Here is a 25,153-nt window from a genome sequence, read left to right as displayed (position 1 = left end):
AACGTTAGCCGCCGTCAGCCGTCCGTGCCGGAAATCCGGATCAACAGGCCCATGAACTGCTCGCGTTCGGCCGTCGACAGGGGGCCGAGCAGCGCGTCGTTCGCCTCCCGGGCGGCCCGTTCGCAGCGCGCGAGCAGCCGGGTGCCCTCGTCCGTGAGGGACACGGCGTTCTTGCGCCGGTCGTGCGGGTCGGGGGCGCGCAGCACGAGGCCGGCGGACTGCAGGTCGTTGAGGACGCCGACCAGGTCCTTGGGGTCGAGCCCCACGCTGCGGCCGAGGTCGGCCTGGGCGAGGGGGGCGAGGTCGCGGACGGCGGAGAGGACCACGTGGTGCCACATCCTCATGCCCTCGGCCGCGAGGGCCTCGGCGACCAGGGCGCGGCCTCGCGCGGCGGCCCGGCCGAGGAGCCAGCTGGGCAGGGAGCGGATGGCGGGGAGGGGTGCTTCGGGCATGCCGCGCAGCCTACCGAGTAATCGTTGGACTTCCCTACGACTTTCCCGATATCGTTGGGACTCCCAACGACTTTCCTGCCCTGGAGGTTGCGCATGCGTCGTGTCCGGTACGAGTCCGCCGGCGGTCCCCTGTTCCTGGAGGAGGTGGCCGTGCCCGAGCCGGGCGCCGGTGAGCTGCTGGTGCGCTGCGAGGCGGTCGGGGTCACCCTGCCCGTCGTCCGCAAGGTCACCGAGGCCGCCGAGCCGATCCCGCTGGGCGGCGAGCTCGCCGGCGAGGTGGTGGCCGTGGGCGAGGGGGTGACCCGGTACCGCGCCGGCGACCGGGTCACCGGCCTGTGCTTCGGCCACGGGTACGCCGACTACGCCCTCCTGCGGGAGGCCATGGCCTCCCCGGTGCCCGAGGGCGCCACCTGCGTCGACGCGGTCGCGCTGGTGCGCAGCGGCCTGGTGGCGTTCGGCGCGCTGGAGGCGGCGCGTCCGGTGCCGGGCGAGGCGGTGCTGGTCACGGCCGCGGCGAGCGGGGTCGGGCACCTGGCGGTACAGCTGGCCCGGGCCCGCGGGGCGGGCCGGGTGGTGGGCGCCGTCTCCGATCCGGCCAAGGCGGACTTCGTCCGCTCACTCGGGGCCGACGCCTGCGTCCGGTACGGCGACGACGGCTGGGGAGACCCCGTCGACTGCGTCCTGGACGCGGTCGGCGGCGCCCTGCTCACCCCTGCCCTCGCCGCACTGGCCCCGCACGGCCGGCTGGTCGCCTACAGCTCCGGCGGCGGCACGATCCAGGCGTACGACCTGCTGGTCGGCGCCAAGTCGGTGATCGGCTTCCAGATGGCGCTGATCGCCCGCGGCCGGCCGGAGCTGTACGAACAGTGGCGCCAGGAGCTGTGGCGCCTGTTCGCCGCCGGCACGCTGCGGCCGGCCGTCCACGGTGAGTTCCCCCTGGAGGACGCGGCGGCGGCGCACGAGGCGATCGAGACCCGGCGCAACCTCGGGAAGGTCGTGCTGCGCCCGTAGGGCCTGTCCGGCGGATCATGCCGGGGTCGCGGGGTCCGGCACGCCCAGCTGCGGCGGCATGGTGCCCTTCTTCGAAGCCGGCCCGATCCGCCGGACAGGCCGTGGGGCAAGCCGGCCGCGGTCAGCGCAGGACCCGGTGCTCCGGCTGCCCCTGCACCGCCTCCGGGGCCGACCGCTCCGCGGTCTCCTCGGGGTCGCGGGCGCGCCGCTTGGCGATGACCGCGCACACCATGAGCTGCATCTGGTGGAAGAGCATCAGCGGCAGCACGGCCAGGGAGGCATGGGCGCCGAACAGGACGCTCGCCATCGGCAGCCCGGAGGCGAGGGACTTCTTCGACCCGGCGAACTGCAGGGCGATCCGGTCCGCCCGCCCGAACCCCAGCGCCCGGCCGCCGTACCAGGTCAGCCCGAGCATGACGGCCAGCAGGACGGCCTCGACAGCGAGCAGCGCACCCATCCGCACGGCGCTGACCTGGTGCCAGATGCCCTGGGTCATGCCCTCGCTGAACGCGGTGTAGACGACCAGCAGGATGGAGCCGCGGTCGACCAGGCCGAGGACCTTCTTGTGCCGGGCGACGAAGCCGCCGATCCAGGGGCGCAGCACCTGCCCGGCGACGAACGGCACCAGGAGCTGCAGCACGATCTTCACCAGCGAGTCGGCGGAGAACCCGCCGCCGCTGTTGCCGAGCAGGGCGGCGGCCAGCAGCGGGGTGACGACGATGCCGACCAGGGAGGAGAAGGAGCCGGCGCAGATGGCGGCGGGCACGTTTCCGCGGGCGATCGACGTGAAGGCGATCGACGACTGGATCGTGGACGGCACCAGGGTGAGGAACAGCAGCCCCTGGTACAGCGGCTGGGTCAGCAGCACCGGCACCAGGCCCCGGGCGGCCAGCCCGAGCACCGGGAAGACGACGAAGGTGCAGGCCAGTACGGTGACGTGGAGCCGCCAGTGCCGCAGCCCGTCCAGCGCCTCGCGGGTGGAGAGCCGGGCGCCGTAGAGGAAGAACAGCAGCGCGATCGCGCCGGTGGACGCCCCGGAGGCCACGTGCGCGCCGGTTCCGTGGGCCGGGAAGAGCGCCGCGAGCCCCACCGTGGCGACCAGCAGCACGATGTACGGGTCGATCGGCATCCAGCTCGGCCACTGCAGGCGTTTCACGGTGCTCCACTTGCTGCTCGTCGGTACCTGTTGCCGTGCGTCGGGCGTGCGGCCCGCGGGATCCCCGGGATCCCCCTCCATCGTCCTCCTCCGCCCGCCGATCGGGAATCCGGCATACCGCTCTGACTGTCATCATGATCTGCGATGGCCGGGGCTAGGCTTCCCGTCATGTACGACCCCACACAGCTGCGCACCTTCCTCGCCGTGGCCCAGACGCTGAGCTTCACGCAGGCCGCCCGGCGGCTCGGCCTGCGCCAGTCCACGGTCAGCCAGCATGTGCGCCGGCTGGAGGACGCCACCGGCCGCCGGCTGTTCTCCCGGGACACCCACTCGGTGGAGCTGACCGAGGACGGCGAGGCCATGCTGGGCTTCGCCCGCCGGCTGCTGGAGGTGCACGAGCAGGCGACGGCCTTCTTCGCCGGCACCCGGGTGCGGGGCCGACTGCGCTTCGGCGCCTCGGAGGACTTCGTCCTCACCCGCCTGCCCGAGATCCTGGAGGGCTTCCGCCACGACCATCCCGAGGTCGATCTGGAGCTGACGGTGGAGCTGTCGGGCACCCTGCACGAGCAGCTCGCGGACGGAAAGCTCGACCTGGTGCTGGCCAAGCGGCGCCCGCAGGGTCCGCGCGGTGAGCTGGTCTGGCGCGACGACCTGGTGTGGATCGGCTCCGAGCACCTGCGCCTGGAGGCCGACCGCCCGGTCCCGCTGATCGTCTATCCCCCGCCCGGCATCACCCGCGCCCGCGCGCTGGAGGCCCTGGAGGCCCAGGGGCGGGACTGGCGGATCGTCTGCACCAGCGGCAGCCTCAACGGTCTGATCGCCGCCGCCCGCGCCGGCCTCGGCGTCATGGCCCACTCGCGCCGGCTCGTCCCACCGGGCCTGTTCCGCGTGCCGCACCGGGCCGGCCTGCCGGAGCTGGGCAGGGTCGACTTCGCGCTCACCCACGGCCACCGCCCCACCACGGCGGAGCCGGCCGCGCGCGCCCTGGCGGCGGCGATCCTGGCGGGCGGCGAGCGACTGCGTCGGCGAAGCGGCTGAGGCGCAGGCCGTAATCGGTGCGTACAGATTCGGTGGAGATTACGGTACCGGAACTTACTGACTCGTCAGTATTGTGTCCGGCCCTTCCCCATGTGCGGGCATTTTCCGGCCGTCATGCGGGAAGAACGTGAGCTTTGCTCGGTTTCCGTACCCCTCCCGTCCGGCCAACGGGTGGGGTAGCTTTCACGGCGCTGCCGAGCATCAGGGGCCTGACCAAGCAGCGAGGATCGGGAGCCAGGTTTGCGCGAGTTCACCAACCCGCCGTTGGCGTCGGCGCCGCCGCTCGGCGGTCTGGCCGACGTCGTCTTCGAGCATGCCCGGACCGACCCGCACGCCGTCGCCCTCGGCCGCAAGGAAGCCTCCGGGCAGTGGCGGGACGTGACCTCCGGCGAGTTCCGCGACGAGGTGCTCGCCCTGGCCAAGGGCCTGCTCGCCCGGGGCGTGCGCTTCGGCGACCGCGTCGCGATCATGTCCCGCACCCGCTACGAGTGGACCCTGTTCGACTTCGCACTGTGGACGATCGGTGCCCAGGTCGTGCCGATCTATCCCACGTCCTCGGCCGAGCAGTGCTTCTGGATGCTCTACGACGCCGAGGTGTCGGCGGCGATCGTGGAGCACGAGGACCACGCGATGACCATCGCCACCGTCATCGACCGGCTGCCCCGGCTGCGCCAGCTCTGGCAGCTCGACGCGGGCTGTCTGCAGGAGCTCTACGACAGCGGCGCGCACCTGGACGACGAGGTGGTGCACCGGCACCGGCAGGCGGTCACCCCGGAGTCGATCGCCACGATCATCTACACCTCCGGCACCACGGGCCGCCCGAAGGGCTGTGTGCTCACCCACGGGAACTTCATGATCGAGGCGGACACCGTCATCGAGCGGTGGGAGCCGGTCTTCCACTCCAAGAAGGGCGACGAGGCCTCCACCCTGCTGTTCCTGCCGCTCGCCCATGTCTTCGGGCGGATGGTGGAGGTCGCCGCGATCCGCGGCCGGGTCCGCTTCGGCCACCAGCCGCAGCTGAACGCGGCAGCGCTGCTGCCCGACCTCGCCGCGTTCCGGCCGACCTTCATCCTCGCGGTGCCGTACATCTTCGAGAAGGTGTTCAACGCGGCCCGGCGCAAGGCGGAGAAGGAGGGCAAGGCGGGCCCCTTCGAGAAGGCCGTCGAGGTCGCGGTGAAGTACGCCGACGCCGTCGAGGCCAAGGCCTGGGGTACCGGGCCCGGTCCGTCGGCGAGTCTACGCGTGCAGCACCAGCTGTTCGACAAGCTCGTGTACTCCAAGGTGCGCGCCGCGATGGGCGGCCGGATCCGCAACGCGATGTCCGGCGGTTCGGGCATGGACCGCCGGCTGGGGCTGTTCTTCGCGGGCGCGGGCGTGCAGATCTACGAGGGCTACGGTCTGACCGAGTCGACGGCGGCGGCGACCGCCAATCCGCCCGAGCGCACCCGCTACGGCACCGTCGGCCAGGCCATCCCGGGCGTCACCGTGCACATCGCGGACGACGGGGAGATCTGGCTGCACGGCGGGACCGTCTTCCAGGGCTATCTGAACAACCAGAAGGCCACCGACGAGACCCTGCACGACGGCTGGCTCGCCACCGGTGACCTCGGCTCCCTCGACGAGGACGGCTATCTGACGATCAGCGGCCGCAAGAAGGAGATCCTGGTCACCTCCAGCGGCAAGACGGTCTCCCCCGGTGTGCTGGAGGAGCGGGTCCGCGACCATCCGCTGGTCAACCAGTGCATCGTCGTCGGCAACGACCGCCCCTACATCGCCGCCCTGGTCACCCTCGACCTGGAGGCCGTCGAGCACTGGCTGCAGATGCGCGGCAAGCCCCGGCTCAGCCCGGTGCAGCTGGTGCGCGACCCGGATCTGGAGACCGAGGTGCGGCGGGCGGTCGTCGCCGCCAACACCCTTGTCTCGCAGGCCGAGGCGATCCGCACCTTCCGCATCCTGGCCCAGCCGTTCACCGAGGAGCACGGCCTGCTGACGCCGTCGCTGAAGCTGAAGCGCAAGGCGATCGAGAAGGCCTACGAGGCCGAGGTCGAGGCCCTGTACCGGGCCTGAGCCGCGGATCCGTCGGTGCGGATTCCGTGTTCAGGAATGCATCGCGGCCCGTGATCGTTGACGATGGGAGTACCACCTGTCCACAACCGAAGGATCAACAAGCTCGTGAGCAGCAAGGTCCCCCCGATCATCCTCAACAACGGCGTCGAGATGCCCCAGCTGGGGTTCGGCGTCTGGCAGGTGCCGGACGACGAGGCCGAGCGGGCCGTCGCCACGGCGCTCGAGGCCGGGTACCGCAGCATCGACACAGCGGCGATCTACGGCAACGAAAGGGGCACCGGCAAGGCCATCGCCGCCTCCGGCCTGCCCCGTGAGGACATCTTCGTCACCACCAAGCTCTGGAACAGCGACCAGGGGTACGACGCCACCCTGCGCGCGTTCGACGCGTCGCTGGAGAAGCTGGGCCTGGACCACGTGGATCTGTACCTGATCCACTGGCCGCTGCCGGCCCGGGACACGTACCTGGAGACCTACAAGGCGTTCGAGAAGCTGTACGCCGACGGCCGCGCCAAGGCCATCGGCGTCTCCAACTTCCTTCCCGAGCACCTGCGGCGGCTGATCGACGAGACCTCCGTGGTCCCGGCGGTCAACCAGGTCGAGCTGCACCCGCATCTGCAGCAGCGCGCGGCGCGGGAGTTCCACGCGGAGCAGGGCATCGCCACCGAGGCCTGGTCGCCGCTCGGCCAGGGCAAGGGCCTGCTGGAGGTGCCGGCGATCGTCGCGATCGCGCGGAAGCACGACCGCACCCCGGCGCAGGTCGTGCTGCGCTGGCACATCCAGCTCGGCAACGTCGTGATCCCGAAGTCCGTGACGCCGTCGCGGATCAAGGAGAACATCGAGGTGTTCGACTTCAGCCTGGACGACGAGGACCTCGCGGCGATCAGCGCCCTGAACGAGGACCGGCGCATCGGCCCGGACCCGGCGACGTTCGACCTGGTCTGACGCCCGCTCGTCCGACGCGTCGCGCACGGCCGCCCGAGCCACGGTTCGGGCGGCCGTCGCACGTCACCCCACCGCCCGGCGTCAACGCGCCTACGGGAGGCGTCAGTCGAGGCGTACCTCGGAGTGGAGGACCTCGAACTCCTCCAGGCCGGTGACGCGCACATGCGCCTTGGCGGCGCCCTCGTGCCGGGCCGCCGCCTGGCCGGCCCGCGAGGCCGCCATCGACGCGCGGTCGACGAACAGGGCGCCGACCCGCCCCCTGCCGCGCTGCCGGTCGACGAGCAGGGCGGCCCGGGCCAGACCGGGCAGGGCGTCGAGGCGCGGGATCACGGTCGAGCGGAAGGTCTCGGCGAACAGGTCGGTGTCCGCGGGGTCGAACTCGACGCGGGTGACGCGCAGTCCGCCGCCGATCCGCGGTGCCTGGACCGGATGGACCACCACCGCCTCGTAGTTCTCCACCGTCAGGGTGCCGGCGAACGGCTCCAGGAGCGCCTCCCGGTGTGCGCTCATGACCTCGTCGCTGTTGCGCCGCGCGTGCTCGGAGTCCCACCAGCTCGTGCCCAGCAGCGTGCCGAGCTCGCGGTCCACGTAGACCCCGGAGCCGAGGTAGCCGGGGCGTTCCTCGAGCAGTTCCCGGCCCTCGTTGTTGAGCGCCCGGACAGCCGTGTCGATCTTCGCGGGGTCGCCGGTCACGAAGAGGGTGCGTACGAACATGACATTTCGCCTCCCGGTTCGACACCACCAGTCTTCTCCCGGGGCCGAACACCCGCAAAAGAGCGCGGCTTGTTCCCAGACTTGACGCGGACATGCATATGGGCCACCTTGGACGCGCCCGGTAAGGAAAGTTTCCTAACAGAAGGGTCCCCCACCGTGCGCCTTCGTTCACTGACCCTCGTCGCGGCCTCCGGCGCCGCCCTCCTCGCAGCCGGAGTGCTCCCCGCCCACGCCTCCACCTCCGCGCCCGCCAAGGGCCCGACCACCACCCAGGAGGGCTCGGTCAGCGCCGCCGACCTGCTCGCCAAGGTGACGTCCTGCTCCCAGATCTCGCACGGCAAGTACCAGACCGACGACGAGACGTCGGCGACGGTTCCGGTGTGCGGCAAGAACGGCGCGGTGTTCTGGAAGGCCGACATGGACATCGACTGCGACGGGCAGCGCACCGCCAACTGCAACGAGGACCGCGACCCCTGGTACCAGGACGACACCGCCTTCCACCAGTCCGACGGCCGGCCGCTGCGGGCCGAGTCGCTGCCGTACGTCGTGGTCCCGAGCTCCAGCAGCATCTGGAACTACTCCGGCGCCGGCATCAAGGGCGGCGGCGTGGTGGCCGTCATCTACCACAACAAGGTGGAGTACGCCGTCGTCGGCGACACCGGCCCCACGAAGATCATCGGAGAGGCGTCGTACGCCACCGCCAAGGCGCTCGGCATCGACCCCGACCCGGCGACGGGCGGGGCCGACTCCGGGGTCACCTACATCCTGTTCAAGAACTCCAAGGTCTCCCCCATCGAGAGCCACAGCGCGGCGGTGTCCCTCGGCGACCGGCTGGCGCGGCAGTTCCTCGCCGAGAACTGAGCCGGTGGGGCCTGAGCCGGTGGCCTTGAGGGCGGGACCGCCGCCGCGTCAGTTGGGCTGTCCGACGGGGCGTACGACGGCGGTGTTGACGCGACCCCGGCCGGCTGCCGCAGGGCCCACACCACCGAGTCGGCGATCTGGTCGGCGGTCAGCAGACGTCCCGGGAGCAGGCTGCCGTGACCGTCCCAGAACGGCGTCTCCACCCGGCCCGGCGCCACCAGCGTGACGCCGATGCCGAACTCGGTGACCTGGCGCCGGGCGTTCTCGGCGAGTCCGGTGACCGCCCGCTTGGTGGCGCCGTAGAGATTGCCCGGCGTCGGCACGAAGTCGGCGACGCTGCCGACGAGCACGATCCGGCCCCGCGTCTCCTTCAGCGCCTCGACGGAGGCACGGATGAGGAACGCGGGGCCGAGGACGTTGGTGAGCACCATCTCGGTACCTGGCCTCCCCGCGCCCGGTGGCGGTCACCCGCCAACCGGCATCCAGCAGTTGCCGGGCCACGGCGGCACCAATACCTCCCCCACTCTCGGCTTCGCTCGAGCGGGGGGACCCCCACCCCCGTCGGTGATGAGCGCGACCCGAGAGTCGTTCACGAGGGTCCCCCTGTGCGGTGAATGAACGCCGGAGAGTCCATCACGTGGAGAGCTCTCGAAGTCGAGTGCCGACGCTCCGACGGCACTTACACCGGCCGCACCGCCGTATGAACGGTGTATGCGCCCAGGAGGAACACGTCCGGCCGGTGGTGCACGCTCGCCCCGTCGGACGGGTCCAGCAGGCGGTCCAGCGTGGCCCGGTCCTCGGCGTCGAGTTCCTCGCCGACGGCGTCCCGCAGCCGGGTGAGGGTCGCGGTGACGTAGGCGCGGGCCCGGTCGGTGGCCGGGGCGGGCAGGTCGAGCAGAAAGCTGCGGGTGCGGGGGTGCCGCAGCCCGGCGGAGGCCAGCAGCGCCGGCCAGTCCTCGGTCTCGGCGACGGAGCCGGGCAGGTCGGCCCGCATGCGGGCGAACCACTCCTCCTCCAGCGCGTCCAGCCGCGCCTGCAGTCCGGGCCGGCCGAAGCCGAGGTCGCGGGGCAGGAACCGGGTGGGCAGGCCGCCCTCCAGGATGGCCAGGGTGCCGCCGGGGGCCAGCCGGGCGGCGAACGCGGCGAGCGCGGCTCGCTGGTCACCGAGGTGGTGCAGGCTGCGGCTGGCCCACAGCAGGTCGGCCGGGTAGTCCAACTCGTCCAACACGCCCGGCAGTTCACCGGCGACGGTGTCGAAGCGGTCGGCCACCCCCAGGCGTGCGGCGCGGGCGCGGGCACGCTCCAGCAACGGCGCGCTGGCGTCTACGGCCACGACCCGGGCGCCCGGGAAGGCCTCGGCGAACAGGCAGGAGACGACGCCGGGCCCGCTCCCCGCGTCGACGATCAGCCCCGGCTCGGTCACCTCTTTCGCCAGCCAGGCCATCGCCCGCTCGTAGACAGGGCTGAACAGCTCCGCCTGCGCCTCCAGCAGGGGGGCCATCTCGTTCCAGTCGATGTCGGTGTCGTGGTGGTGCGCCATGGTGGTCAGCCTCTCCTCGGTCTGCGGTCAGCGTGCGACGGCACACCGGGCGCGGGCCAGCGACGTTGCCGTAGCGGCAAAAAACGGGATGCCGTGAGGAGGGGGAGCGACCACGATGGGCCGGTGGACAACGCACTGGTGGATCGCTTCGTCGAAGACGGGTTCGTGAAGATCGAGGGGGCGTTCGCGCCTCGGGTCGCCGAGGACTGCGCACGGCTGCTGTGGCGGGAGACGGGGTACGACCCCACGGACCCGGGCACCTGGAAGGACCCGGTGGTGTGGGTGGGCGGCATGGCCCAGGGACCGTTCGCCGCGGCCGCCAACTCCCCCGTGCTGCACGAGGCGTTCGACCTGCTGGTGGGTGAGGGACGCTGGATGCCGCGCTACTCCCTCGGGAGCTTTCCGCTGCGGTTCCCGCACGAGGAGGAGCCGGACGACGCGGGCTGGCACATCGAGGGCAGCTTTCTGCCGGAAGGCGTCGAGTCGCGCTGGTACCACACCAGCCTGCGCTCGCGCGATCGCGCCCTGCTGATGCTGTTCCTCTTCTCCGAGGTGACCGAGCGGGACGCACCCACCCGCATCCGGGTCGGCTCGCACCTCGACATCCCGCCCGTACTGGAGCCGTACGGCGAGGAGGGCGTGTCCATGCTGAAGATCGCCCCGCAGGTCGTCGAGGCCTCCGCGCACCGCCCGCTCGCGTACGCCACCGGCAGACCCGGCGACGTCTATCTCTGTCACCCGTTCCTGGTGCACGCGGCGCAACCGCACCACGGCACGCGCCCCCGCTTCATGGCCCAGCCGCCGCTGATGCCCGCCGTCCCGTGCGAGCTTCGGCGGCCGGACGGCGACTACTCGCCGGTCGAGACCGCGATCCGCCGGGGACTGGCCCGAGAGGGCTGACCCCGGCGGACCCTCACGGCGTCGCGAACATCAGTTGCGGGCTCCTTCTGTCGTCCGTCGAGGTCTACGGGTTGAGGGCGCGCAGGTGGTCGCGCAGCCCGGCGCCGTACGCGGTGGGCGTGCCGTCGTACGCGGAGATCAGGGAGGGGCCGGAGGAGCAGTCCCAGGTGTTCCAGGTCCAGCCGAGGTAGGACAGGTTCCGGTCGTCGAACCACTTCATGACCCGGTCGACGAAGGAGTGCGAGCAGGTGTTCTCCCCGATCTCACCGGCCACCAGCGGTACTTGGGCGGCGACCGGGGCGAGGGTGGAGTTCCAGCAGCTCTCCGTGGAGCAGGTGTTGAAGTTGTACACGTGGTACGCGGCGGCGAGATTGCCGGCCGGGTCGGTGGGCCGGTAGGTCAGCCACTGGCCGAGGTCGTTGGAGTAGGCGAGCCCGCCGGCCATGACGACGTTCTTCGCACCGGCGCCGCGGATGGCGTCGACGAGGTCCTGCATGCCGGCGACCTCGTAGGAGATCCCGGGGCAGGTGCCGCCGTCCCGCCAGCACTTCCAGGCGTCGGTGGTGCTGGAGGCCGCCCGGTCCGGGTAGGGCTCGTTGAACAGGTCGAACACGACCGCCTGGTCGCCCTTGAAGGTACCGGCGACCGAGGACCAGAAGGACGGGGCGTACTGCGCGTCGGGCATCGGCTTCTGGCAGGTCGCGTGCACGTCGGAGCAGCCGGCCGAGTTGCCGGTGTACTGGCCGTAGGACCAGTGCATCTCGAGGATCGGGGTCAGTCCGTGCGCCTCGGCGCGGGTGACCAGGTCCTTGACGGCGTTGATGTAGTTGGCGCCGGCGTACTCGGGCTTGATGTGGGACAGGCCCAGCCAGCACTCCTCGTTGAGCGGGATGCGGATCGCGTTGGCCTTCCAGTCGGCGATCGCCTTGATCGCCGCGTCGTCCACGGGTCCGTCCCAGATGCCGTAGCCCTGCACGCACATGAACTCGCCGCCGGAGCGGTTCACGCCGAGCAAGCGGCGGGTCCTGCCGTCGGCGTCCACGAGCTTGGTGCCGGACACGTGCAGGGCGGGCGCGGTGCCGGTCGACGGCGGCGGGTCGGTGGGCGGGGGTGTCGTGGGGTCGGCGTCGACGTTGCAGGTGGTGCCGTTGAGCTTGAACGAGGCCGGTACGGCGTTGCTCCCCGACCAGGAGCCGAGGAAGCCGGCGCCGACGCTCGCGCCGGTGCCGAGGGAGCCGTTCCAGCTGTCGTTGGCGGCGGTCACGGTGGTGCCGGACTGGGACCACTTGGCGTTCCAGCCCTGGGTGACCTTCTGGCCGTCCGCGAAGTCGAAGGTGAGCTTCCAACTGCTCAGATCAGCCTGGTTGTTGGTTATTTTCACGGAGCCCTGGAAGCCACTGTCCCACTGGCTGGTGACGGCGTACTCCACCGTGCAGGCGGGCGTGGCTCCCTCGGCCGTGACCACCGGCAGGACCGCGCCCGAGACGAGCGCGACCGCACCGGCGACGGCTAGAAGTACTGAACGCGGGGGGTGTCGCATGGGCGACTCCTTGCAGTTTGGCGCGCCGTGACGGACGCGTCGACTGATTGGAACCGCTCCCACTGGTGCGAAGGAACGTAGCGGCAAGTGGCCGGATTGCACAGGGGAGTTGCGTGACTTTCCTCAACCGGATCCGTCGAATCTTTTCGACTCTTCAAACGCCTTGACCGTTCACAGGGCCGTCCTCACTATGGGAGCGCTCCCACTGGTTCAAGTCTTGACTTCCCCCGAGCCGCAAGCCGCAAGCCGCAAGCCGCAAGCCGCAAGGAGGAACCAGCACATGGATCCCGGACGCAAGGGCACCTACCACCGGTTCTGGGCCCAGGCGGACATCGCACTGGCCGGAGGTGCCGGCGGCGACGGTCGTTCCCGCGGAACCGCTTGAAGGCTCTGCGTGCGCAGGCCCCGTCACCTGACGGCCGGGCCGAAACGCCGGGCGGTCACCACTGGTACCGGGGACCGCCCGGCGCTCGCGTCTTCCCCTCACGGAAGGACCCCACCGTGCGAAGAACCCGTATCCTCACGGCCGTGCTGGCCCTCGCGGCCGGCCTCCTGGCGGGCAGCCCGCCCGCCGTCGCCGCCCCCACCGCGAAGGCACCCCTCGCCGCCGACACCTACACCTGGCACAACGCCCGGATCGACGGGGGCGGCTTTGTCCCCGGGATCGTCTTCAACCGCTCCGAGAAGAACCTGGTCTACGCCCGCACGGACATCGGCGGCGCCTACCGCTGGCAGCAGTCGACGAAGACCTGGACCCCGCTGCTGGACTCCGTCGGCTGGACCGACTGGGGCCACACCGGCGTGGTCTCCCTGGCCTCGGACGCGGTGAACCCCGACAAGGTGTACGCGGCGGTCGGGACGTACACCAACAGCTGGGACCCCGGCAACGGCGCGGTGCTGCGCTCCGTCGACCGGGGTGCGAGCTGGCAGAAGACGGACCTTCCGTTCAAGCTGGGCGGCAACATGCCCGGCCGGGGCATGGGCGAGCGGCTCGCGATCGACCCGAACAAGGACAGCGTGCTGTACCTCGGGGCGCCCAGCGGCAAGGGGCTGTGGCGGTCGACGGACTCCGGGGTGACCTGGTCGCAGGTGACCGGCTTCCCCAACCCCGGCAACTACCAGCAGGATCCCACCGATGCGACCGGGTACGCCTCCGACAACCAGGGCGTCGTCTGGGTCACCTTCGACGAGTCGGCCGGCACCTCCGGGAGCGCCACGAAGACGATCTACGTGGGGGTCGCCGACAAGGACAACGCCGTGTACCGCTCGACGGACGCCGGCGCGACGTGGACCCGCCTCGCCGGGCAGCCCACCGGCTACCTGGCCCACAAGGGCGTGCTCGACGCGAAGAACGGCTACCTCTACCTCGCCTACAGCGACAAGGGCGGCCCGTACGACGGCGGCAAGGGCCAGTTGTGGCGGTACGCGACCGCGAGCGGCACCTGGACGAACATCAGCCCGGTGGCGGAGGCCGACACGTCCTACGGCTTCAGCGGGCTGACCGTCGACCGGCAGCATCCCGGCACCGTGATGGCGACGGCGTACAGCTCCTGGTGGCCGGACACGCAGATCCTCCGCTCCACCGACAGCGGCGCGACCTGGACGAAGGCGTGGGACTACACGTCGTACCCGAACCGCTCGAACCGCTACACGATGGATGTGTCGTCCTCCCCGTGGCTGACGTTCGGCGCGAACCCGCAGCCGCCCGAGCAGGCGCCGAAGCTCGGCTGGATGACGGAGTCGCTGGAGATCGACCCGTTCGACTCCGACCGGATGATGTACGGGACGGGCGCGACGCTCTACGGCACCGAGAACCTGACGCAGTGGGACAGCGGGGGCCGGTTCACCGTCAAGCCGATGGTGCAGGGCCTGGAGGAGACGGCGGTGAACGACCTCGCCGCTCCTCCCTCCGGCGGTGCCCAGCTCTTCAGCGCCCTCGGGGACATCGGCGGCTTCCGGCACACGGACCTGGCCAAGGTCCCGTCGATGATGTACACCTCCCCCACCTTCACCACGACCACCAGCCTGGACTTCGCCGAGACCAACCCCGACACGGTGGTCCGCGTCGGCAACCTGGACTCCGGTCCGCACATCGCGTTCTCCACCGACAACGGCGCCAACTGGTTCGGCGGGAGCGACCCGTCGGGTGTCTCGGGCGGCGGGACGGTCGCGGCGGCTGCGGACGGCAGCCGGTTCGTCTGGAGCCCGCAGGGCGCGGGCGTGCAGTACACGACCGGCTTCGGCTCGTCCTGGGCGGCGGCGAGCGGCATCCCGGCGGGCGCCCTCGTGGAGTCGGACCGCGTGGACCCGAAGACGTTCTACGGCTTCAAGTCGGGCAGGTTCTACGTCAGTTCGGACGGCGGCGCGACATTCACCGCGTCCTCGGCGAACGGCCTGCCGAGCGGCGACAGCGTCCGCTTCAAGGCGCTGCCCGGCACCAAGGGCGACGTGTGGCTCGCCGGCGGCGCGACGGACGGCGCGTACGGCCTGTGGCACTCCACCGACGGCGGGGCGAACTTCACCCGGCTCGCGAACGTCGAGCAGGCCGACACCATCGGCTTCGGCAAGGCGGCGAGCGGGGCGTCGTACCAGACGCTCTACACCAGCGCGAAGATCGGCGGTGTCCGCGGCATCTTCCGGTCGACGGACAAGGGGGCGAGCTGGACCCGGATCAACGACGACGCGCACCAGTGGGGCTGGACCGGCGGGGCGATCACGGGTGACCCGCGGGTGTACGGGCGGGTGTACGTCTCGACCGACGGCCGGGGCGTGATCTACGGCGACACGTCGGACACCGGCGGCGACGGAGGCGGCGGCGGAGGCGGCGACGGTCCGCCGCCCTCGGGTGCCTGCTCGGTCGGCTACAGGGTCACCAACCAGTGGGCGGGCGGCTTCCAGGCCGACGTGCAGCTGACCAACACGGGGTCGACGGCGTGGTCGGGCTGGTCCCTGGGCTGGAGCTTCGCCGACGGACAGAGGATCACCCAGCTCTGGAACGCCGACTACGGCCAGTCGGGCGCCTCGGTGACCGCGAAGAACGTGAGCTGGAACGGCACGGTGGCGGCGGGCTCGTCCGTGGACTTCGGCTTCACCGGGAGCTGGTCGGGCGGCAACACGAAACCGGCGTCGTTCAAGCTCGGTGACCAGGCCTGCACGGTGACCTGATCCGTCCGGAAAGCGCCTGGCCCAGGGCCTGCTTCTGAGAGGGAACTGAGAGGTTTCTGTGCCAGGCTGACGCGCCCCCGACCCCCTTGGAGAGCGTCCCGATGAGTCTGATCAACGGTCTGCCGGCCCATGTGCTGCTGGTCCACGTGGTCGTCGTCCTGATACCGCTGACCGCGCTGGCCCTGGTGGCTGCGGCCCTGTGGCCGCGCGTCGCCCGGCGGCTGGGCGTCCTGCTGCCCGGGCTCGCGCTCGTCGCGCTGATCAGCGTGCCGCTGACGACACAGGCGGGCGAGTGGCTGGAGCGTCATGTGCAGGACGACGCGCTGGTGCGCCGGCACACCGAGCTGGGCGACGGGCTGCTGCCGTGGGCGCTGGGCCTGTTCGTGCTGGCGGCGCTCGTGTGGTGGGCCGCCCGGCGCGGCCAGGCGGAGCCGGGACGGGGCGGCGGCCGGGGCTGGTCCGCGCTTCCGGTGCGGATCGTGGTGGGCGTGCTGTCGCTGGCCGTCGCCGCGGGAGCGGTGGTGGACGTGTACCGGATCGGCGACTCCGGGGCGAAGGCGGCCTGGCACGACGCCTACTCGAAGACGGCGCAGGGGGCGAAGGACGGCGACTGACCGTCGCCCGCCCCGGCACCGGGCCGCCACGCTCCGATCCTCAGGGGGTGGCGGCCCGGTCCGTGTCCGGCAGGTCCGGGTCGAGGTCCGGGCGGCGGGGCGGGCCGGCCAGCGCGCTGCGGACGTCCACCACGCCCGGCACGGCCCGCGCGAGGCGGGCGGCGAGCGGGACGAGGCCGGTGTCCGGGACCCGGCCGGTGAGCGTGACGACGCCGTCGCTCACCTCCACCCGGATCGCCGCCGCGTGCGTGCCGAAGAGGGGTGCGACGGCCTCGCGCCGGACGTCCTCGGCGATGTCCTCGTCCTCCCGGAGGAAGACCTTCAGCAGGTCGGAGCGGCTGACGATGCCCTCCAGGGTGCCGTCCGGACCGACGACCGGCAGCCGTTTGACGCCGCTTCGCGCCATGAGGCGGGCGGCGTGGCCGAGGGCGGCGTCGGGCCCCACGGTGACGGCCGGGGCGGTCATGAGGTCGCCCGCCGTCACCCCCTCCGCCTTGCGGACCTCCGCGAGATGCCGCAGGTCCCGGTACTCGCGGGTGTCCGTGTCGCGGTACTCCTCCTTGCGCAGCAGATCCCCCTCGGAGACGACACCGACGACCCGGCCGGCGTCGTCCAGCACCGGCAGGGCGCTGACCTGCCACGCGCGCAGGGCCTCGGCGATCTCCTTGAAGGCCGCGCCCGTGCGCAGGGCGAGGACCCGGTGGGTCATCACGTCCTTCACGTGGGCCGGGGTGCCGGTCATGGGGTCCTCCTTGCTCGAATGCGGCCGGGACGTCCGGACCCGGGCCATGGGGCCGGACGGCACTGGTGCGACGGGGCGCGAGGGGGGACAGTTGAGTCAGGAGCGGCACCGATCCCCCGCGGTGTCGCTCCGTCGTGCCGGGTCGGTGGTGGGGGCGCGGTCAGACCGCGATCCGGCGCCCGGTCACGCTGTGCGGTTCGACGCGCACCCACACGTCCCGCGTCCCGCCCGCCCACGGGGCGCTGTACGCCTGGTCGGTGTACTGCTGCCGTTCCCGCCGGTCCGTGACCGTGCGGGCGTGGCCGCGGACCAGGACGCTCCAGCCCTCGCTGAAGGCGTCGTCGATGCGGTCGACCTCGAAGCCCACCGGGCGGCCGGAGGCGAGGGACGGTGTCGTGCCGAGGGCGGTCCGGAAGACGATCGCATCGTCGACGACGCTGTAGTTGACGGGGACGATCACCGGGCCCGTGGTGGTGGACACGGCCAGCCGGCCCACTCCGTGCGTCCCCAGCAGCGCCCGGCACTCCCCGGGCTCCAGCTCGGTGAAGCGCGGTGCGCGGGCGGCGCGCCGGCGGCCGGGCGGCAGCTCGACGGCGCCGCCGGTCAGCTCGGTGACGGTGGTCTCCAGCGCCTCCGCCAGCCTGATCAGCGCCCCGATGCCGGGACCGGCCCCGGCGTGCTCCTCCAGATAGCCGAGGTAGCTGGCGGCCATGTCGGCGCGCGCGGCCACCTCCCGTCGGGTCAGTCCGAGCTGTGCCCGCCGGGCAGCCAGGCGGCGGCCCAGGTCGCCGGGCGCCACCTTGGTCGCCGCGTGCCCTCGCGTCGGTCCGGTCACGGCCGTCACGCTCCTTCCGGGTCAGGCCGCGGGAACGGCGACTTCCGCGTGCTGCTCCCCGCCGAGGACCACCTTCAGCGCGCCGGTCTCGACGGCCTTGGCGAAGACCTCGTACGCCTCCTCCATGTGGTCCAGCGGGAAGGTGTGGGTGACCAGGTGCCGGGTGGGCAGCCGGTCGGTCGCGGCCATCCGCAGCAGGGTGGGCGTGCTGTAGGTGTCCACCAGGCCGGTGGTGATGGTCACGTTCTTGCTCCACAGCTCCTCGAGGTGCAGCGTGGCCGGCCCGCCGTGCACCCCGATGTTGGCGACGTGCCCGCCGGGGCGGACCACGCGGGTGCACAGCTCGAAGCTCTCCGGCGAACCGACCGCCTCGATGACCACGTCCGCGCCGAGCCCGTCGGTCAGGTCGGCGACCAGCTGGCCGGGGGCCTCGTGGACGTCGGCCACGGCGTCGGCGCCGAGCCGCCGGGCGGCCTCCAGCCGTGCCGGGGCCAGGTCGACGGCGATGATCCGCTCCGGCGCGAACAGCCGGGCGGTGGCGATCGCCGCCAGTCCGACGGGGCCGGCGCCGACGACGGCGACGGTGTCCCCGGGGCGTACGTGCCCGTTGAGGACGCCCACCTCGTAGGAGGTCGGGAAGATGTCGGCGAACAGGACCGCGTCCTCGTCGCGCAGGGTGCCGGGCAGCGGGTGCACGGACAGGTCGGCGTGGGGGACGCGGACGTACTCGGCCTGGGTGCCGTCGATCCGGTGGCCGAGGATCCAGCCTCCGCCGTCGCGGCACTGGCCGTAGGAGCCGTCCCGGCAGAAGCGGCACCGGCCGCAGGAGGTGATGCAGGACAGCAGCACCCGGTCTCCGGGCCGCACGGAGCGCACGTCGCCGCCGATCTCGACGATCTCCCCGACCGCCTCGTGACCGAGCACGGTGCCGGGGCGCACCTCGGGCACGTCGCCCTTGAGGATGTGCAGGTCGGTTCCGCAGATGGTGACGGCGCCGGCCTTGACGATCGCGTCGGTGGGTTCCTTGATGGCGGGGTCCGGGACGTCCTGCCAGGCGGCCTGTCCTGGACCGTGGAAGACGAAGCCCTTCATGGCGTTCCTCACCCTCTTCAGTCGGTCCGCCGCGGGAGCGGTGGTCCGGCGGGGTGCCGGAACCGCCCCTCATGTCCAGCTTGCCCGGGGCGGCGGGGTCCCGCACGGGGCCGTCCGGCCCGCACTCCCGACCGGAAGGGGCGGCCGCGCCCGGCTCAGGCGCCGTCCGCGGGCTTGCGGTGGGCGCGGAGCTGGAAGACGGGGTCGGGGCGGCGCCGGTCCTGGTCGGGGAGGCGGGCCAGGCGGGCGGCGAAGTCCTCGGTACGCGGATCGCCGGGCGGCAGCTGGGTGAACCAGCCGCGGTGCAGGTCGGCGATGGTGCCGCGGGGGCTGCGGCCCTGGCCGAGGCCGGGGAAGGAGGCCGCGCCGGCCGGGATCAGGCCCAGGTCCGCGGTGTGTGCGGCGACGGTTTCCGCCCCGTCCGCGGCGGGGCGGCGGGGGCGGTCGGCGAGGACGGCGTCGATGTCGCTTCCGACGTCGTGCGCGGCGGCCTTGTCGACGGTGGTGACGTACACCCCGCCGGGCCGCAGGACGCGGGCGCACTCGGCGACGACGGCGCGGACGTCGGCGGGGTCGGTCAGCAGGTGCAGCAGCCAGATGCTGGTGACCGCGTCGAAGACCGCGCCGGCGAAGGGCAGGCGGCGGCCGTCGGCGCGCACGATGGCACCGGGCAGGCGGGCGGCGGCCCGGCGCGCCATCGCGGGGGCGAGGTCCGCGCCGGTCACGAGCAGGCCGGGCCGGGCGGCGGCCAGGCGCCGGGTGACGATCCCGGTGCCGCAGGCGACGTCGAGGAGCCGGCCCGGCCGGTCGGGTATGAGGGCGAGGACGGCCGTGGCGGCCGCTTCGGCGCGGGGCTCGCCGCCGCGCGAGGTGTCGTAGGCGGCGGCTTCCCTGTCGTAGTCCAGCACGCTCTCAGTGTGTCCCGTGGCCCGGGGCGATGTCCTCCACCCTGCGGGCGAGCGCGAAGTCCTTCTCGGTCACGGCGCCGCCCGCGCTGTGGGTGTGTACGGCGAGGGAGACGGTGTTGTAGCCCAGGGTGAGGTCGGAGTGGTGGTCCAGCTCGTCCTGGACCTGGGCGATGTGCACGACCAGGGCGGCCGCGGCGAAGTGCGAGCCGAGCCGGTAGGAGCGGGTGAGCCGGTCCCCGTCCAGCGACCAGCCGGGCAGCTCGGCCAGCCGGTCCTCGATCTCCTTCTGCGACAGCGGTTCGACGGGCATGACCTGTCTCCCTTTCCACACGGCATCCACACGGCGCGGGTACCTGTTCAGCCTGCCCAGCTCCGGGCCGCCGCGCACGCCGCCGCGCGGGCGACCGCCGCGGAGCGCGCGCCGGTCGCGTCGAGTTGACTACGGTGGACGCCATGGCCATTGTCGCGAACGGTTCCCGCGCCGCCGTCTCCGCCACCACCTCCGCCACCGTGCCCGCCGACCGGGGCGTCGGGCCGATGCTGCGCGCCTGGCGGGAGCGGCGCCGGGTCTCGCAGCTCGAGCTGGCGCTGCGCGCCGACTCCTCCGCCCGGCACATCAGCTTCGTCGAGACCGGCCGCTCCCGGCCCAGCGAGGAGATGGTGCTGCGGCTGGCGGAGCACCTGGACGTGCCGGTGCGTGAGCGCAACGCCCTGCTGCTGGCGGCCGGTTACGCCCCGCACTATCCGGAGACCCCGCTGGAGGATCCGGCTCTGGACGCGCTGCGCGAGGGCATGGAGCGGCTGATCCAGGGCTACGAGCCGTGTCCGGCGCTGGTGGTCGACGCCGGGTACACGGTGCTGGCCGCCAACCGGGGCGTCGCGATGCTGCTGGAGGGGGTGCCCGACAAGCTGATGGCGCCGGCGCCGAACGCGATGCGGCTGACCCTGCACCCGGAGGGGCTCGCGCCGCGCATCCGCAATCTGCGCGAGTGGCGGGGGCATCTGCTGGACCAGATGGAGCGGCAGCTCGCCCTGCACCGCTCGGACCGGCTGCGCGCGCTGTACGAGGAGGTGGCCGCGTATCCGGTGCCGGCGCAGGCGCCGGGTGAGGAACCGGCCGAGCCGGTGCCGTACTTCGCGCTGCCGCTGCGGATCGAGCACGACGGGCGGATCCTGTCGTTCGTGTCGTCGATCTCCACGTTCAACACCCCGATGGACCTCACGGTCGCGGAACTCGCCATCGAGACCTTCCTGCCCGCCGACCCGGCGACCAGCAAGTACCTTCGTACGATGGGCGGTTAGGCTCTCTCGTTCGCAGCCGACCCGGGTCAGCCCCGGTAGCGTGCTCGGCCCAGGGCCGCGGCCGCGGTCAGGGGGACGGTCAGCAGGGCCGCCAGCCAGAACAGGGACCGGTAGGCGTGCGCCTGGGCGGTGGCGGCGGCGAGGGCGCTGGCCAGGGCGCTGCCCACGTAGAGGGCGACGCCGAACATGGCCACGCCCGTGGCCCGCGCCGTGGGGGACAGGGCCGTCGCCCACGACTGGATCGTGGAGTGCATGAAGGACCAGCCGCCGCCCAGCAGCAGCGCCACCACGACGAGTGAACCGGTGGACTGGCTGCACCCGGCGAGCAGGTAGGCGACGGCCATCTGGACGCCGCCGGCCACGATCAGGCGCACCGCGGACCACTGTCCGACGAGCCGCTTGACCACTTGCGCCGCGGTCATGGAGCCGACCCCGTAGAGGGCCGCGACCGCGCCGGCCAGGGTGGTGGGGACCCCCCGTGCCTCGAGGGCCGGGGCGAGGTAGGTCAGGAAGCCGAGCAGCACGGCTCCTTCGAGCAGGGCCACGGCCATGACGTACCACTGCCACGGTGCGGACAGGACCACGCGGAAGGGCGCGAGCAGCGACGCGGGGCGTGCCCGGTCGGGCTCGGGCAGGCGGCGCAGTGCCACCGCCAGGTAGGCGGCGAGGACACCGGGCAGGGCGAACACCACCCGCCAGCTGAGATAGTGCGCCAGCGCCCCGGCGACGACCGTGGCCACGGCGGTGCCCAGCGCGAAGGCGGTCATCAGCTCGCTCAGGGGTCGTTGCCGTATCGCGGCCGGCACCGTGTCGCCCACGTAGGTCAGGGAGGCGGCGATGGAAGCGGCGAAGAACGCCCCGGCCAGGGCGCGGGCACCGATCAGCACGGGGGCGTCGGGCGCGAGGGCCGAGGCCAGGGCGGCCAGCGCCGCGCCGGTGAGCGACACCCGCATCACCCGCACGCGCCCCCATCGGTCGCTGGCCACGCCCCACACCGGCTGCATCAGGCCGTAGGCGAGGTAGTAGCCGCTCGCGGCCAGCACCACGGTGGGCAGCGGGGCGCCGAGCCGTGGCCCGATGAGAACCAGCATGGGGGCGATGCAGAAGCGGTCGAAGTTGCTGACGAATCCAGCGGTGCGCAGCAGCCGCAGGGAGGACGTGGGCAAGGTCGCCGCCGGTGCCGACGCGGTGGTGGTCACGGCGTGGATGCTCCTTCCGAGAGGTTTCGACGAGAACGGTTGGCCAGGAACGGTCGTCGGGTCGTCGGGTCGTCAGAGGACGGACCGGCCTGAACGGAGGCGGTCCGGGACCCAGTTCAGCACCGGGGCTCTCGGGGCGGAGACCGCTGCCTATTACCATCACTGACAGCCTGCCGGTCCGGCGTCGTGCCTGGTGGCGGCAGGATCGACAGGGCGGCACCCGCGTCCGGGCGGGCGCCCGCTGTCCGGAGGAGAGGCGCGATGACGGGGCACACGCCCCCGGACCGGTTCCCGCACCGCGAACTGGGGGCCTTCCTGCGCTCCCGCAGGGAGCGGCTGAGGCCGGGGGCGGTGGGCTTGCCGGACGCCCCCGGCCGCCGTACCCCGGGGCTGCGGCGGGCCGAGGTGGCGGACCTCGCCGGCATCAGCGTCTCCTGGTACACGTGGCTGGAGCAGGGCCGGGTGCGTACCTCGGAGCAGGTGCTGCGCGCGGTGGCGCGGGCGCTGCGCCTGGACGCCGCCGAGACGGCGCACGTGCTGTCGTTCGTGGCGGAGAGCAGGCCGCCCGCCGACGCCCCCACCTGGGTGTCACGGAACCTGCTCAGCCTGGTGGAGGCCATGGCACCGCACCCGGCCGTGGTGCTCGACCCGCACTGGGACCTGCTGGCCTGGAACGACGGATACGCCGCGCTGCTGACCGATCCGGCGCGGCTGCACCCCAAGCAGCGCAACCTCCTCTGGCTGGTCTTCCGGTGGCCGCCGGCCCGGACCCTGCTCGCGGACTGGGAGGGTGAGGCCCGCGCGCTGCTCGGCCAGTTCCGGTCCCGGGCCGCCCGCCGGCCGCACGATCCCCGGTTCGCCGAACTGGTCGAGGAGTTGCTGTCCGACGGTGACGCGGCCCGCTGGTACGGGCGTCGTGAGACGGCCGGGTTCCAGCCCTCGGTACGGCGCTTCCGGCATCCCGTGGTGGGCGATCTGCGCCTGCGGTACGTGAAGCTGGCCGCGGTGGACGAGCCCGGTCATCACTTCCTGGCCTACCTGCCCGACGACCGGGGCTCCGAGGAGGCGCTGCGCCGCCTGCGGGGCCGGGGGTGAGCCCCGGGCCGCCGGTCGCGCGCGGGACGGGTCCGGTCAGCCGGCCAGTACGGCCTTCAGGGCGGTGCCCGCCGCGACGTCGGCCAGGGCCTTCGCGTGGTGCTCCAGCGGGTGGACCGTCACCAGGCTCTCCAGGTCGAACCGGGCGGTGAGGGCGGGGAGCAGCCGTACGTACTCCACGAGGTGTGCGCCGGTGAAGGCCCAGGACCCGGTCACGTCGAGTTGCCGGTACACGATCTGGTGCGGGTTGAGCCTGGTCTCGCCCGCGTCGGTGTACTGCCCGATGACCAGGTAGGAGCCGCCTCTGCGGGCCAGGGTCAGGCCCTGCGCCACGGCGTCGGGGACCCCGGCGCACTCGATGACCAGGTCGGCACCGTCGGGGCCGGCCGCGGCGCGCGCCTCACGCAGCACCGCCTCGGGGTCCGTGGCGCCGGCGATGTCCAGGTGCACGTCGCCGATGCCCGCGGCGGCCGCCGCGGCCAGTCGCCGCGCGGGGCCGCCCATGACGACGACGCGTGCGGCCCCGGCGAGTTGGGCGAAGGCGGCCGCGGCCAGCCCGACGGGTCCGCTGCCCTGCACGATGACGGTCTCTCCGAGGCGCACGGGCCGCCGCTCGTAGAGGGCGTGCACGACCGTGGGGCCGGCGCAGGCCAGGGCCATCGCCGCCGTGGCGGACACCCCCGGCGCCGCCCGCACCACGGTGGTGCCCGGCTGGAGGACGATGTGGTCCGCCCAGGAGCCCGACAGGGCCGCCTCGCCGGTGAGGGCGCGGTTGACGCCGTAGGTGCGCCGGTTCTGGCAGAGGGTGGGTTCCCGGTGCAGCCGGCACGGCGGGCACAGGCCGCAGGCGATGGAGGAGGCCCACATCACCGCGTCGCCCGCCGCAAGGGGTGCGCCCAGGGCGTCCCGTCCGCCGTCCGCGCCGAGTTCGAGGACGGTGCCGTATCCCTCGTGGCCGAGGACGAGCGGCGTCGGTATGGGCAGATGGCCCTGCTGCAGATGCAGGTCCGTGCCGCAGATGCCGCCGTGGAGACGCTCGAGGACCATCCCGCCCGCGGGTGCCGGGGGCACGGGGAACTCGCGGAGCACGGGCGGCGCGCCGAACCGCTCCAGCACCACGGCCCGTCCGGTACGGCCGGTTCGTCCGGTCACGCGGTCACCATCCCGAGGGCGTCGGTGAAGCGGTGGGCCGACGGCCGCAGCGGCGCGGTGTCGCGGCACACCACGTACTCGGGCCGGGGCTCGCCGTGCGGGCGCGGCGGGTTGGAGCAGGCGTTGTAGGTGGCGATGAGCAGGCGACGGGCCCAGGGAGACATGTTGGGCGCGGAGCCGTGCACGATCTCGGGCGAGAAGAACACCACCGAACCGGCGGGTCCCTTGGGGCTGGTCATGCCGTGCCGGTCCACCAGGGTGGCGAGCTGCTCGGGGGTCAGGGAGATGTCGTCGGGATCGAGGTGCTGCGCCGACCTGGCGTCGGCCTTGCGCTCCCGGTGCACCAGTCCGTCGCGGTGGGAGCCGGGCAGGAAGACGACCGGCCCGTTGAACTCGGTGACGTCGTCGAGGAAGACGCCGATGTTGACCTGGCGCGGGGCGGGCAGGCCGTCGGCGATCCGCCAGGCCAGGTAGTCCTGGTGCCAGGCCCACTTGTCGCCGCCGAAGGCCGGCTTGGCGTTGATCTTGAACTGGTAGACGTAGACGTCCTCGGGGAGCAGTTGCCGCACCGCCGGGAGGATCCGCGGATCGCGGACCAGGCCGGCGTACTCCCGCTGCCGGTGGTGCGAGGCGTAGACGGCGCGCACCTGGGTGCCGCCGTCCTCGGTGACGAGGTGCGGGCCCGTCACCTCGCAGTCGCGCTCGAACGCCTCGGTCAGCCGCCGTACCTCGGCTGCGTCGAGAAGCGATTCCATGAGCAGGAAGCCGTTGTCGTGGTATTCGGATACCTGCTGCTGGGTCAAGGGCATGACGGTGTTCCTTCGTTCG

23 protein-coding genes and 1 pseudogene are annotated in these 25,153 nt (G+C 72.6%); 10 read left to right on the top strand and 14 right to left on the bottom strand.

The genetic code is table 11. The features are described 5' to 3' along the window. Positions 1-14: 14 nt before the first annotated feature. Positions 15-452, bottom strand: coding sequence for a MarR family winged helix-turn-helix transcriptional regulator (locus ACZ404_RS16155; RefSeq protein ID WP_468440184.1), 438 nt, complete (start codon positions 450-452; stop codon positions 15-17). Positions 453-545: 93 nt separating this feature from the next. Here ACZ404_RS16155 and ACZ404_RS16150 point away from each other — a divergent pair, with 93 nt between their 5' ends. After that, a complete protein-coding gene (locus ACZ404_RS16150) occupies positions 546-1,463 on the top strand; it encodes a quinone oxidoreductase family protein (RefSeq protein WP_468440182.1) in 918 nt (305 codons plus the stop codon). Between the two features lie 121 nt (positions 1,464-1,584). Here ACZ404_RS16150 and ACZ404_RS16145 read toward each other — a convergent pair whose 3' ends face one another. Next, on the bottom strand, positions 1,585-2,619 hold the full coding sequence (locus ACZ404_RS16145; protein ID WP_468440180.1) for a bile acid:sodium symporter family protein: 1,035 nt from the start codon (positions 2,617-2,619) through the stop codon (positions 1,585-1,587). 168 nt (positions 2,620-2,787) lie between these two features. Between ACZ404_RS16145 and ACZ404_RS16140 the strand changes: the two genes are divergently transcribed. From ACZ404_RS16140 to ACZ404_RS16130, 3 genes are all read left to right on the top strand, one after another. Then, positions 2,788-3,657 carry a LysR family transcriptional regulator gene (locus ACZ404_RS16140; protein ID WP_468440178.1) on the top strand — a complete coding sequence of 290 codons (870 nt, stop codon included), beginning with the start codon at positions 2,788-2,790 and terminating at the stop codon, positions 3,655-3,657. A 240-nt stretch (positions 3,658-3,897) separates the two neighbouring features. Next, positions 3,898-5,724, top strand: a complete 1,827-nt coding sequence (locus ACZ404_RS16135) for an AMP-dependent synthetase/ligase (RefSeq protein WP_468440176.1) — start codon at positions 3,898-3,900, stop codon at positions 5,722-5,724. 105 nt (positions 5,725-5,829) lie between these two features. Then, positions 5,830-6,666 carry an aldo/keto reductase gene (locus ACZ404_RS16130; protein ID WP_468440174.1) on the top strand — a complete coding sequence of 279 codons (837 nt, stop codon included), beginning with the start codon at positions 5,830-5,832 and terminating at the stop codon, positions 6,664-6,666. A gap of 102 nt (positions 6,667-6,768) precedes the next feature. On the opposite strand, the gene ACZ404_RS16125 is transcribed toward ACZ404_RS16130, so the two are convergent. After that, positions 6,769-7,380 carry a hypothetical protein gene (locus ACZ404_RS16125; protein ID WP_468440172.1) on the bottom strand — a complete coding sequence of 204 codons (612 nt, stop codon included), beginning with the start codon at positions 7,378-7,380 and terminating at the stop codon, positions 6,769-6,771. 156 nt (positions 7,381-7,536) lie between these two features. Between ACZ404_RS16125 and ACZ404_RS16120 the strand changes: the two genes are divergently transcribed. Beyond that, positions 7,537-8,241, top strand: coding sequence for a glycoside hydrolase family 75 protein (locus tag ACZ404_RS16120; protein ID WP_468440170.1), 705 nt, complete (start codon positions 7,537-7,539; stop codon positions 8,239-8,241). Between the two features lie 48 nt (positions 8,242-8,289). On the opposite strand, the pseudogene ACZ404_RS16115 reads toward ACZ404_RS16120, so the two are convergent. Both ACZ404_RS16115 and ACZ404_RS16110 read right to left on the bottom strand, forming a co-directional pair. Beyond that, positions 8,290-8,754, bottom strand: a pseudogene (locus ACZ404_RS16115) (SDR family oxidoreductase). Between the two features lie 166 nt (positions 8,755-8,920). Continuing rightward, positions 8,921-9,781 (bottom strand): class I SAM-dependent methyltransferase, encoded by an 861-nt coding sequence (locus tag ACZ404_RS16110; RefSeq protein ID WP_468440168.1) that lies wholly within the window; start codon positions 9,779-9,781, stop codon positions 8,921-8,923. A 123-nt stretch (positions 9,782-9,904) separates the two neighbouring features. Between ACZ404_RS16110 and ACZ404_RS16105 the strand changes: the two genes are divergently transcribed. Then, positions 9,905-10,681, top strand: coding sequence for a phytanoyl-CoA dioxygenase family protein (locus ACZ404_RS16105; RefSeq protein ID WP_468440166.1), 777 nt, complete (start codon positions 9,905-9,907; stop codon positions 10,679-10,681). Positions 10,682-10,745: 64 nt separating this feature from the next. Here ACZ404_RS16105 and ACZ404_RS16100 read toward each other — a convergent pair whose 3' ends face one another. Continuing rightward, positions 10,746-12,221 (bottom strand): cellulase family glycosylhydrolase, encoded by a 1,476-nt coding sequence (locus ACZ404_RS16100; protein ID WP_468440164.1) that lies wholly within the window; start codon positions 12,219-12,221, stop codon positions 10,746-10,748. A 501-nt stretch (positions 12,222-12,722) separates the two neighbouring features. On the opposite strand from ACZ404_RS16100, the gene ACZ404_RS16095 reads away from it, so the two are divergent. After that, a complete protein-coding gene (locus ACZ404_RS16095; RefSeq protein WP_468440162.1) occupies positions 12,723-15,386 on the top strand; it encodes a cellulose binding domain-containing protein in 2,664 nt (887 codons plus the stop codon). Between the two features lie 101 nt (positions 15,387-15,487). Further along, positions 15,488-16,000 (top strand): DUF2231 domain-containing protein, encoded by a 513-nt coding sequence (locus tag ACZ404_RS16090; RefSeq protein WP_468440160.1) that lies wholly within the window; start codon positions 15,488-15,490, stop codon positions 15,998-16,000. Between the two features lie 40 nt (positions 16,001-16,040). Here the strand turns inward: ACZ404_RS16090 and ACZ404_RS16085 are convergent, their stop codons facing one another. From ACZ404_RS16085 to ACZ404_RS16065, 5 genes are all read right to left on the bottom strand, one after another. Continuing rightward, positions 16,041-16,742 carry a CBS domain-containing protein gene (locus tag ACZ404_RS16085; protein ID WP_468440158.1) on the bottom strand — a complete coding sequence of 234 codons (702 nt, stop codon included), beginning with the start codon at positions 16,740-16,742 and terminating at the stop codon, positions 16,041-16,043. A gap of 160 nt (positions 16,743-16,902) precedes the next feature. Then, positions 16,903-17,577: a helix-turn-helix domain-containing protein gene (locus ACZ404_RS16080; RefSeq protein WP_468440156.1), complete on the bottom strand. Its 675-nt coding sequence runs from the start codon at positions 17,575-17,577 to the stop codon at positions 16,903-16,905. 21 nt (positions 17,578-17,598) lie between these two features. Next, positions 17,599-18,669: a zinc-dependent alcohol dehydrogenase family protein gene (locus ACZ404_RS16075; RefSeq protein WP_468440155.1), complete on the bottom strand. Its 1,071-nt coding sequence runs from the start codon at positions 18,667-18,669 to the stop codon at positions 17,599-17,601. A 155-nt stretch (positions 18,670-18,824) separates the two neighbouring features. Beyond that, entirely contained in the window at positions 18,825-19,577 is a 753-nt protein-coding gene (locus ACZ404_RS16070) for a class I SAM-dependent methyltransferase (protein WP_468440153.1), read from the bottom strand. Between the two features lie 4 nt (positions 19,578-19,581). Next, positions 19,582-19,887 carry a 4a-hydroxytetrahydrobiopterin dehydratase gene (locus ACZ404_RS16065; RefSeq protein WP_468440150.1) on the bottom strand — a complete coding sequence of 102 codons (306 nt, stop codon included), beginning with the start codon at positions 19,885-19,887 and terminating at the stop codon, positions 19,582-19,584. Between the two features lie 143 nt (positions 19,888-20,030). On the opposite strand from ACZ404_RS16065, the gene ACZ404_RS16060 reads away from it, so the two are divergent. Continuing rightward, on the top strand, positions 20,031-20,879 hold the full coding sequence (locus ACZ404_RS16060; RefSeq protein ID WP_468440148.1) for a helix-turn-helix domain-containing protein: 849 nt from the start codon (positions 20,031-20,033) through the stop codon (positions 20,877-20,879). A 26-nt stretch (positions 20,880-20,905) separates the two neighbouring features. On the opposite strand, the gene ACZ404_RS16055 is transcribed toward ACZ404_RS16060, so the two are convergent. After that, entirely contained in the window at positions 20,906-22,078 is a 1,173-nt protein-coding gene (locus tag ACZ404_RS16055; RefSeq protein ID WP_468440146.1) for an MFS transporter, read from the bottom strand. 261 nt (positions 22,079-22,339) lie between these two features. Here ACZ404_RS16055 and ACZ404_RS16050 point away from each other — a divergent pair, with 261 nt between their 5' ends. Next, positions 22,340-23,173, top strand: a complete 834-nt coding sequence (locus tag ACZ404_RS16050; protein ID WP_468440144.1) for a helix-turn-helix domain-containing protein — start codon at positions 22,340-22,342, stop codon at positions 23,171-23,173. 36 nt (positions 23,174-23,209) lie between these two features. Here ACZ404_RS16050 and ACZ404_RS16045 read toward each other — a convergent pair whose 3' ends face one another. Next, positions 23,210-24,325 (bottom strand): zinc-binding dehydrogenase, encoded by a 1,116-nt coding sequence (locus ACZ404_RS16045; RefSeq protein ID WP_468440142.1) that lies wholly within the window; start codon positions 24,323-24,325, stop codon positions 23,210-23,212. Continuing rightward, the gene (locus tag ACZ404_RS16040; RefSeq protein WP_468440140.1) at positions 24,322-25,134 is read right to left on the bottom strand and encodes a phytanoyl-CoA dioxygenase family protein; all 813 of its coding nucleotides are present in this window, start codon (positions 25,132-25,134) and stop codon (positions 24,322-24,324) included. The genes ACZ404_RS16045 and ACZ404_RS16040 overlap by 4 nt, the downstream gene beginning before the upstream one ends. Positions 25,135-25,153 lie beyond the last annotated feature (19 nt).

Source organism: Streptomyces sp. NPDC030798 (assembly GCF_055572275.1).
Note: the sequence above shows the minus strand (reverse complement) of the source record. Positions and strands in the feature narration are given on the sequence as shown.

Excerpts from the sequence above, each read along its gene's own strand:
- ACZ404_RS16155 (WP_468440184.1), bottom strand. The coding sequence starts at position 452 with ATGCCCGAAGCACCCCTCCCCGCCATCCGCTCCCTGCCCAGCTGGCTC.
- ACZ404_RS16150 (WP_468440182.1), top strand. The coding sequence starts at position 546 with ATGCGTCGTGTCCGGTACGAGTCCGCCGGCGGTCCCCTGTTCCTGGAG.
- ACZ404_RS16140 (WP_468440178.1), top strand. The coding sequence starts at position 2,788 with ATGTACGACCCCACACAGCTGCGCACCTTCCTCGCCGTGGCCCAGACG.
- ACZ404_RS16125 (WP_468440172.1), bottom strand. The coding sequence starts at position 7,380 with ATGTTCGTACGCACCCTCTTCGTGACCGGCGACCCCGCGAAGATCGAC.
- ACZ404_RS16110 (WP_468440168.1), bottom strand. The coding sequence starts at position 9,781 with ATGGCGCACCACCACGACACCGACATCGACTGGAACGAGATGGCCCCC.
- ACZ404_RS16100 (WP_468440164.1), bottom strand. The coding sequence starts at position 12,221 with ATGCGACACCCCCCGCGTTCAGTACTTCTAGCCGTCGCCGGTGCGGTC.
- ACZ404_RS16090 (WP_468440160.1), top strand. The coding sequence starts at position 15,488 with ATGAGTCTGATCAACGGTCTGCCGGCCCATGTGCTGCTGGTCCACGTG.
- ACZ404_RS16085 (WP_468440158.1), bottom strand. The coding sequence starts at position 16,742 with ATGACCGGCACCCCGGCCCACGTGAAGGACGTGATGACCCACCGGGTC.
- ACZ404_RS16075 (WP_468440155.1), bottom strand. The coding sequence starts at position 18,669 with ATGAAGGGCTTCGTCTTCCACGGTCCAGGACAGGCCGCCTGGCAGGAC.
- ACZ404_RS16065 (WP_468440150.1), bottom strand. The coding sequence starts at position 19,887 with ATGCCCGTCGAACCGCTGTCGCAGAAGGAGATCGAGGACCGGCTGGCC.
- ACZ404_RS16060 (WP_468440148.1), top strand. The coding sequence starts at position 20,031 with ATGGCCATTGTCGCGAACGGTTCCCGCGCCGCCGTCTCCGCCACCACC.
- ACZ404_RS16050 (WP_468440144.1), top strand. The coding sequence starts at position 22,340 with ATGACGGGGCACACGCCCCCGGACCGGTTCCCGCACCGCGAACTGGGG.
- ACZ404_RS16040 (WP_468440140.1), bottom strand. The coding sequence starts at position 25,134 with ATGCCCTTGACCCAGCAGCAGGTATCCGAATACCACGACAACGGCTTC.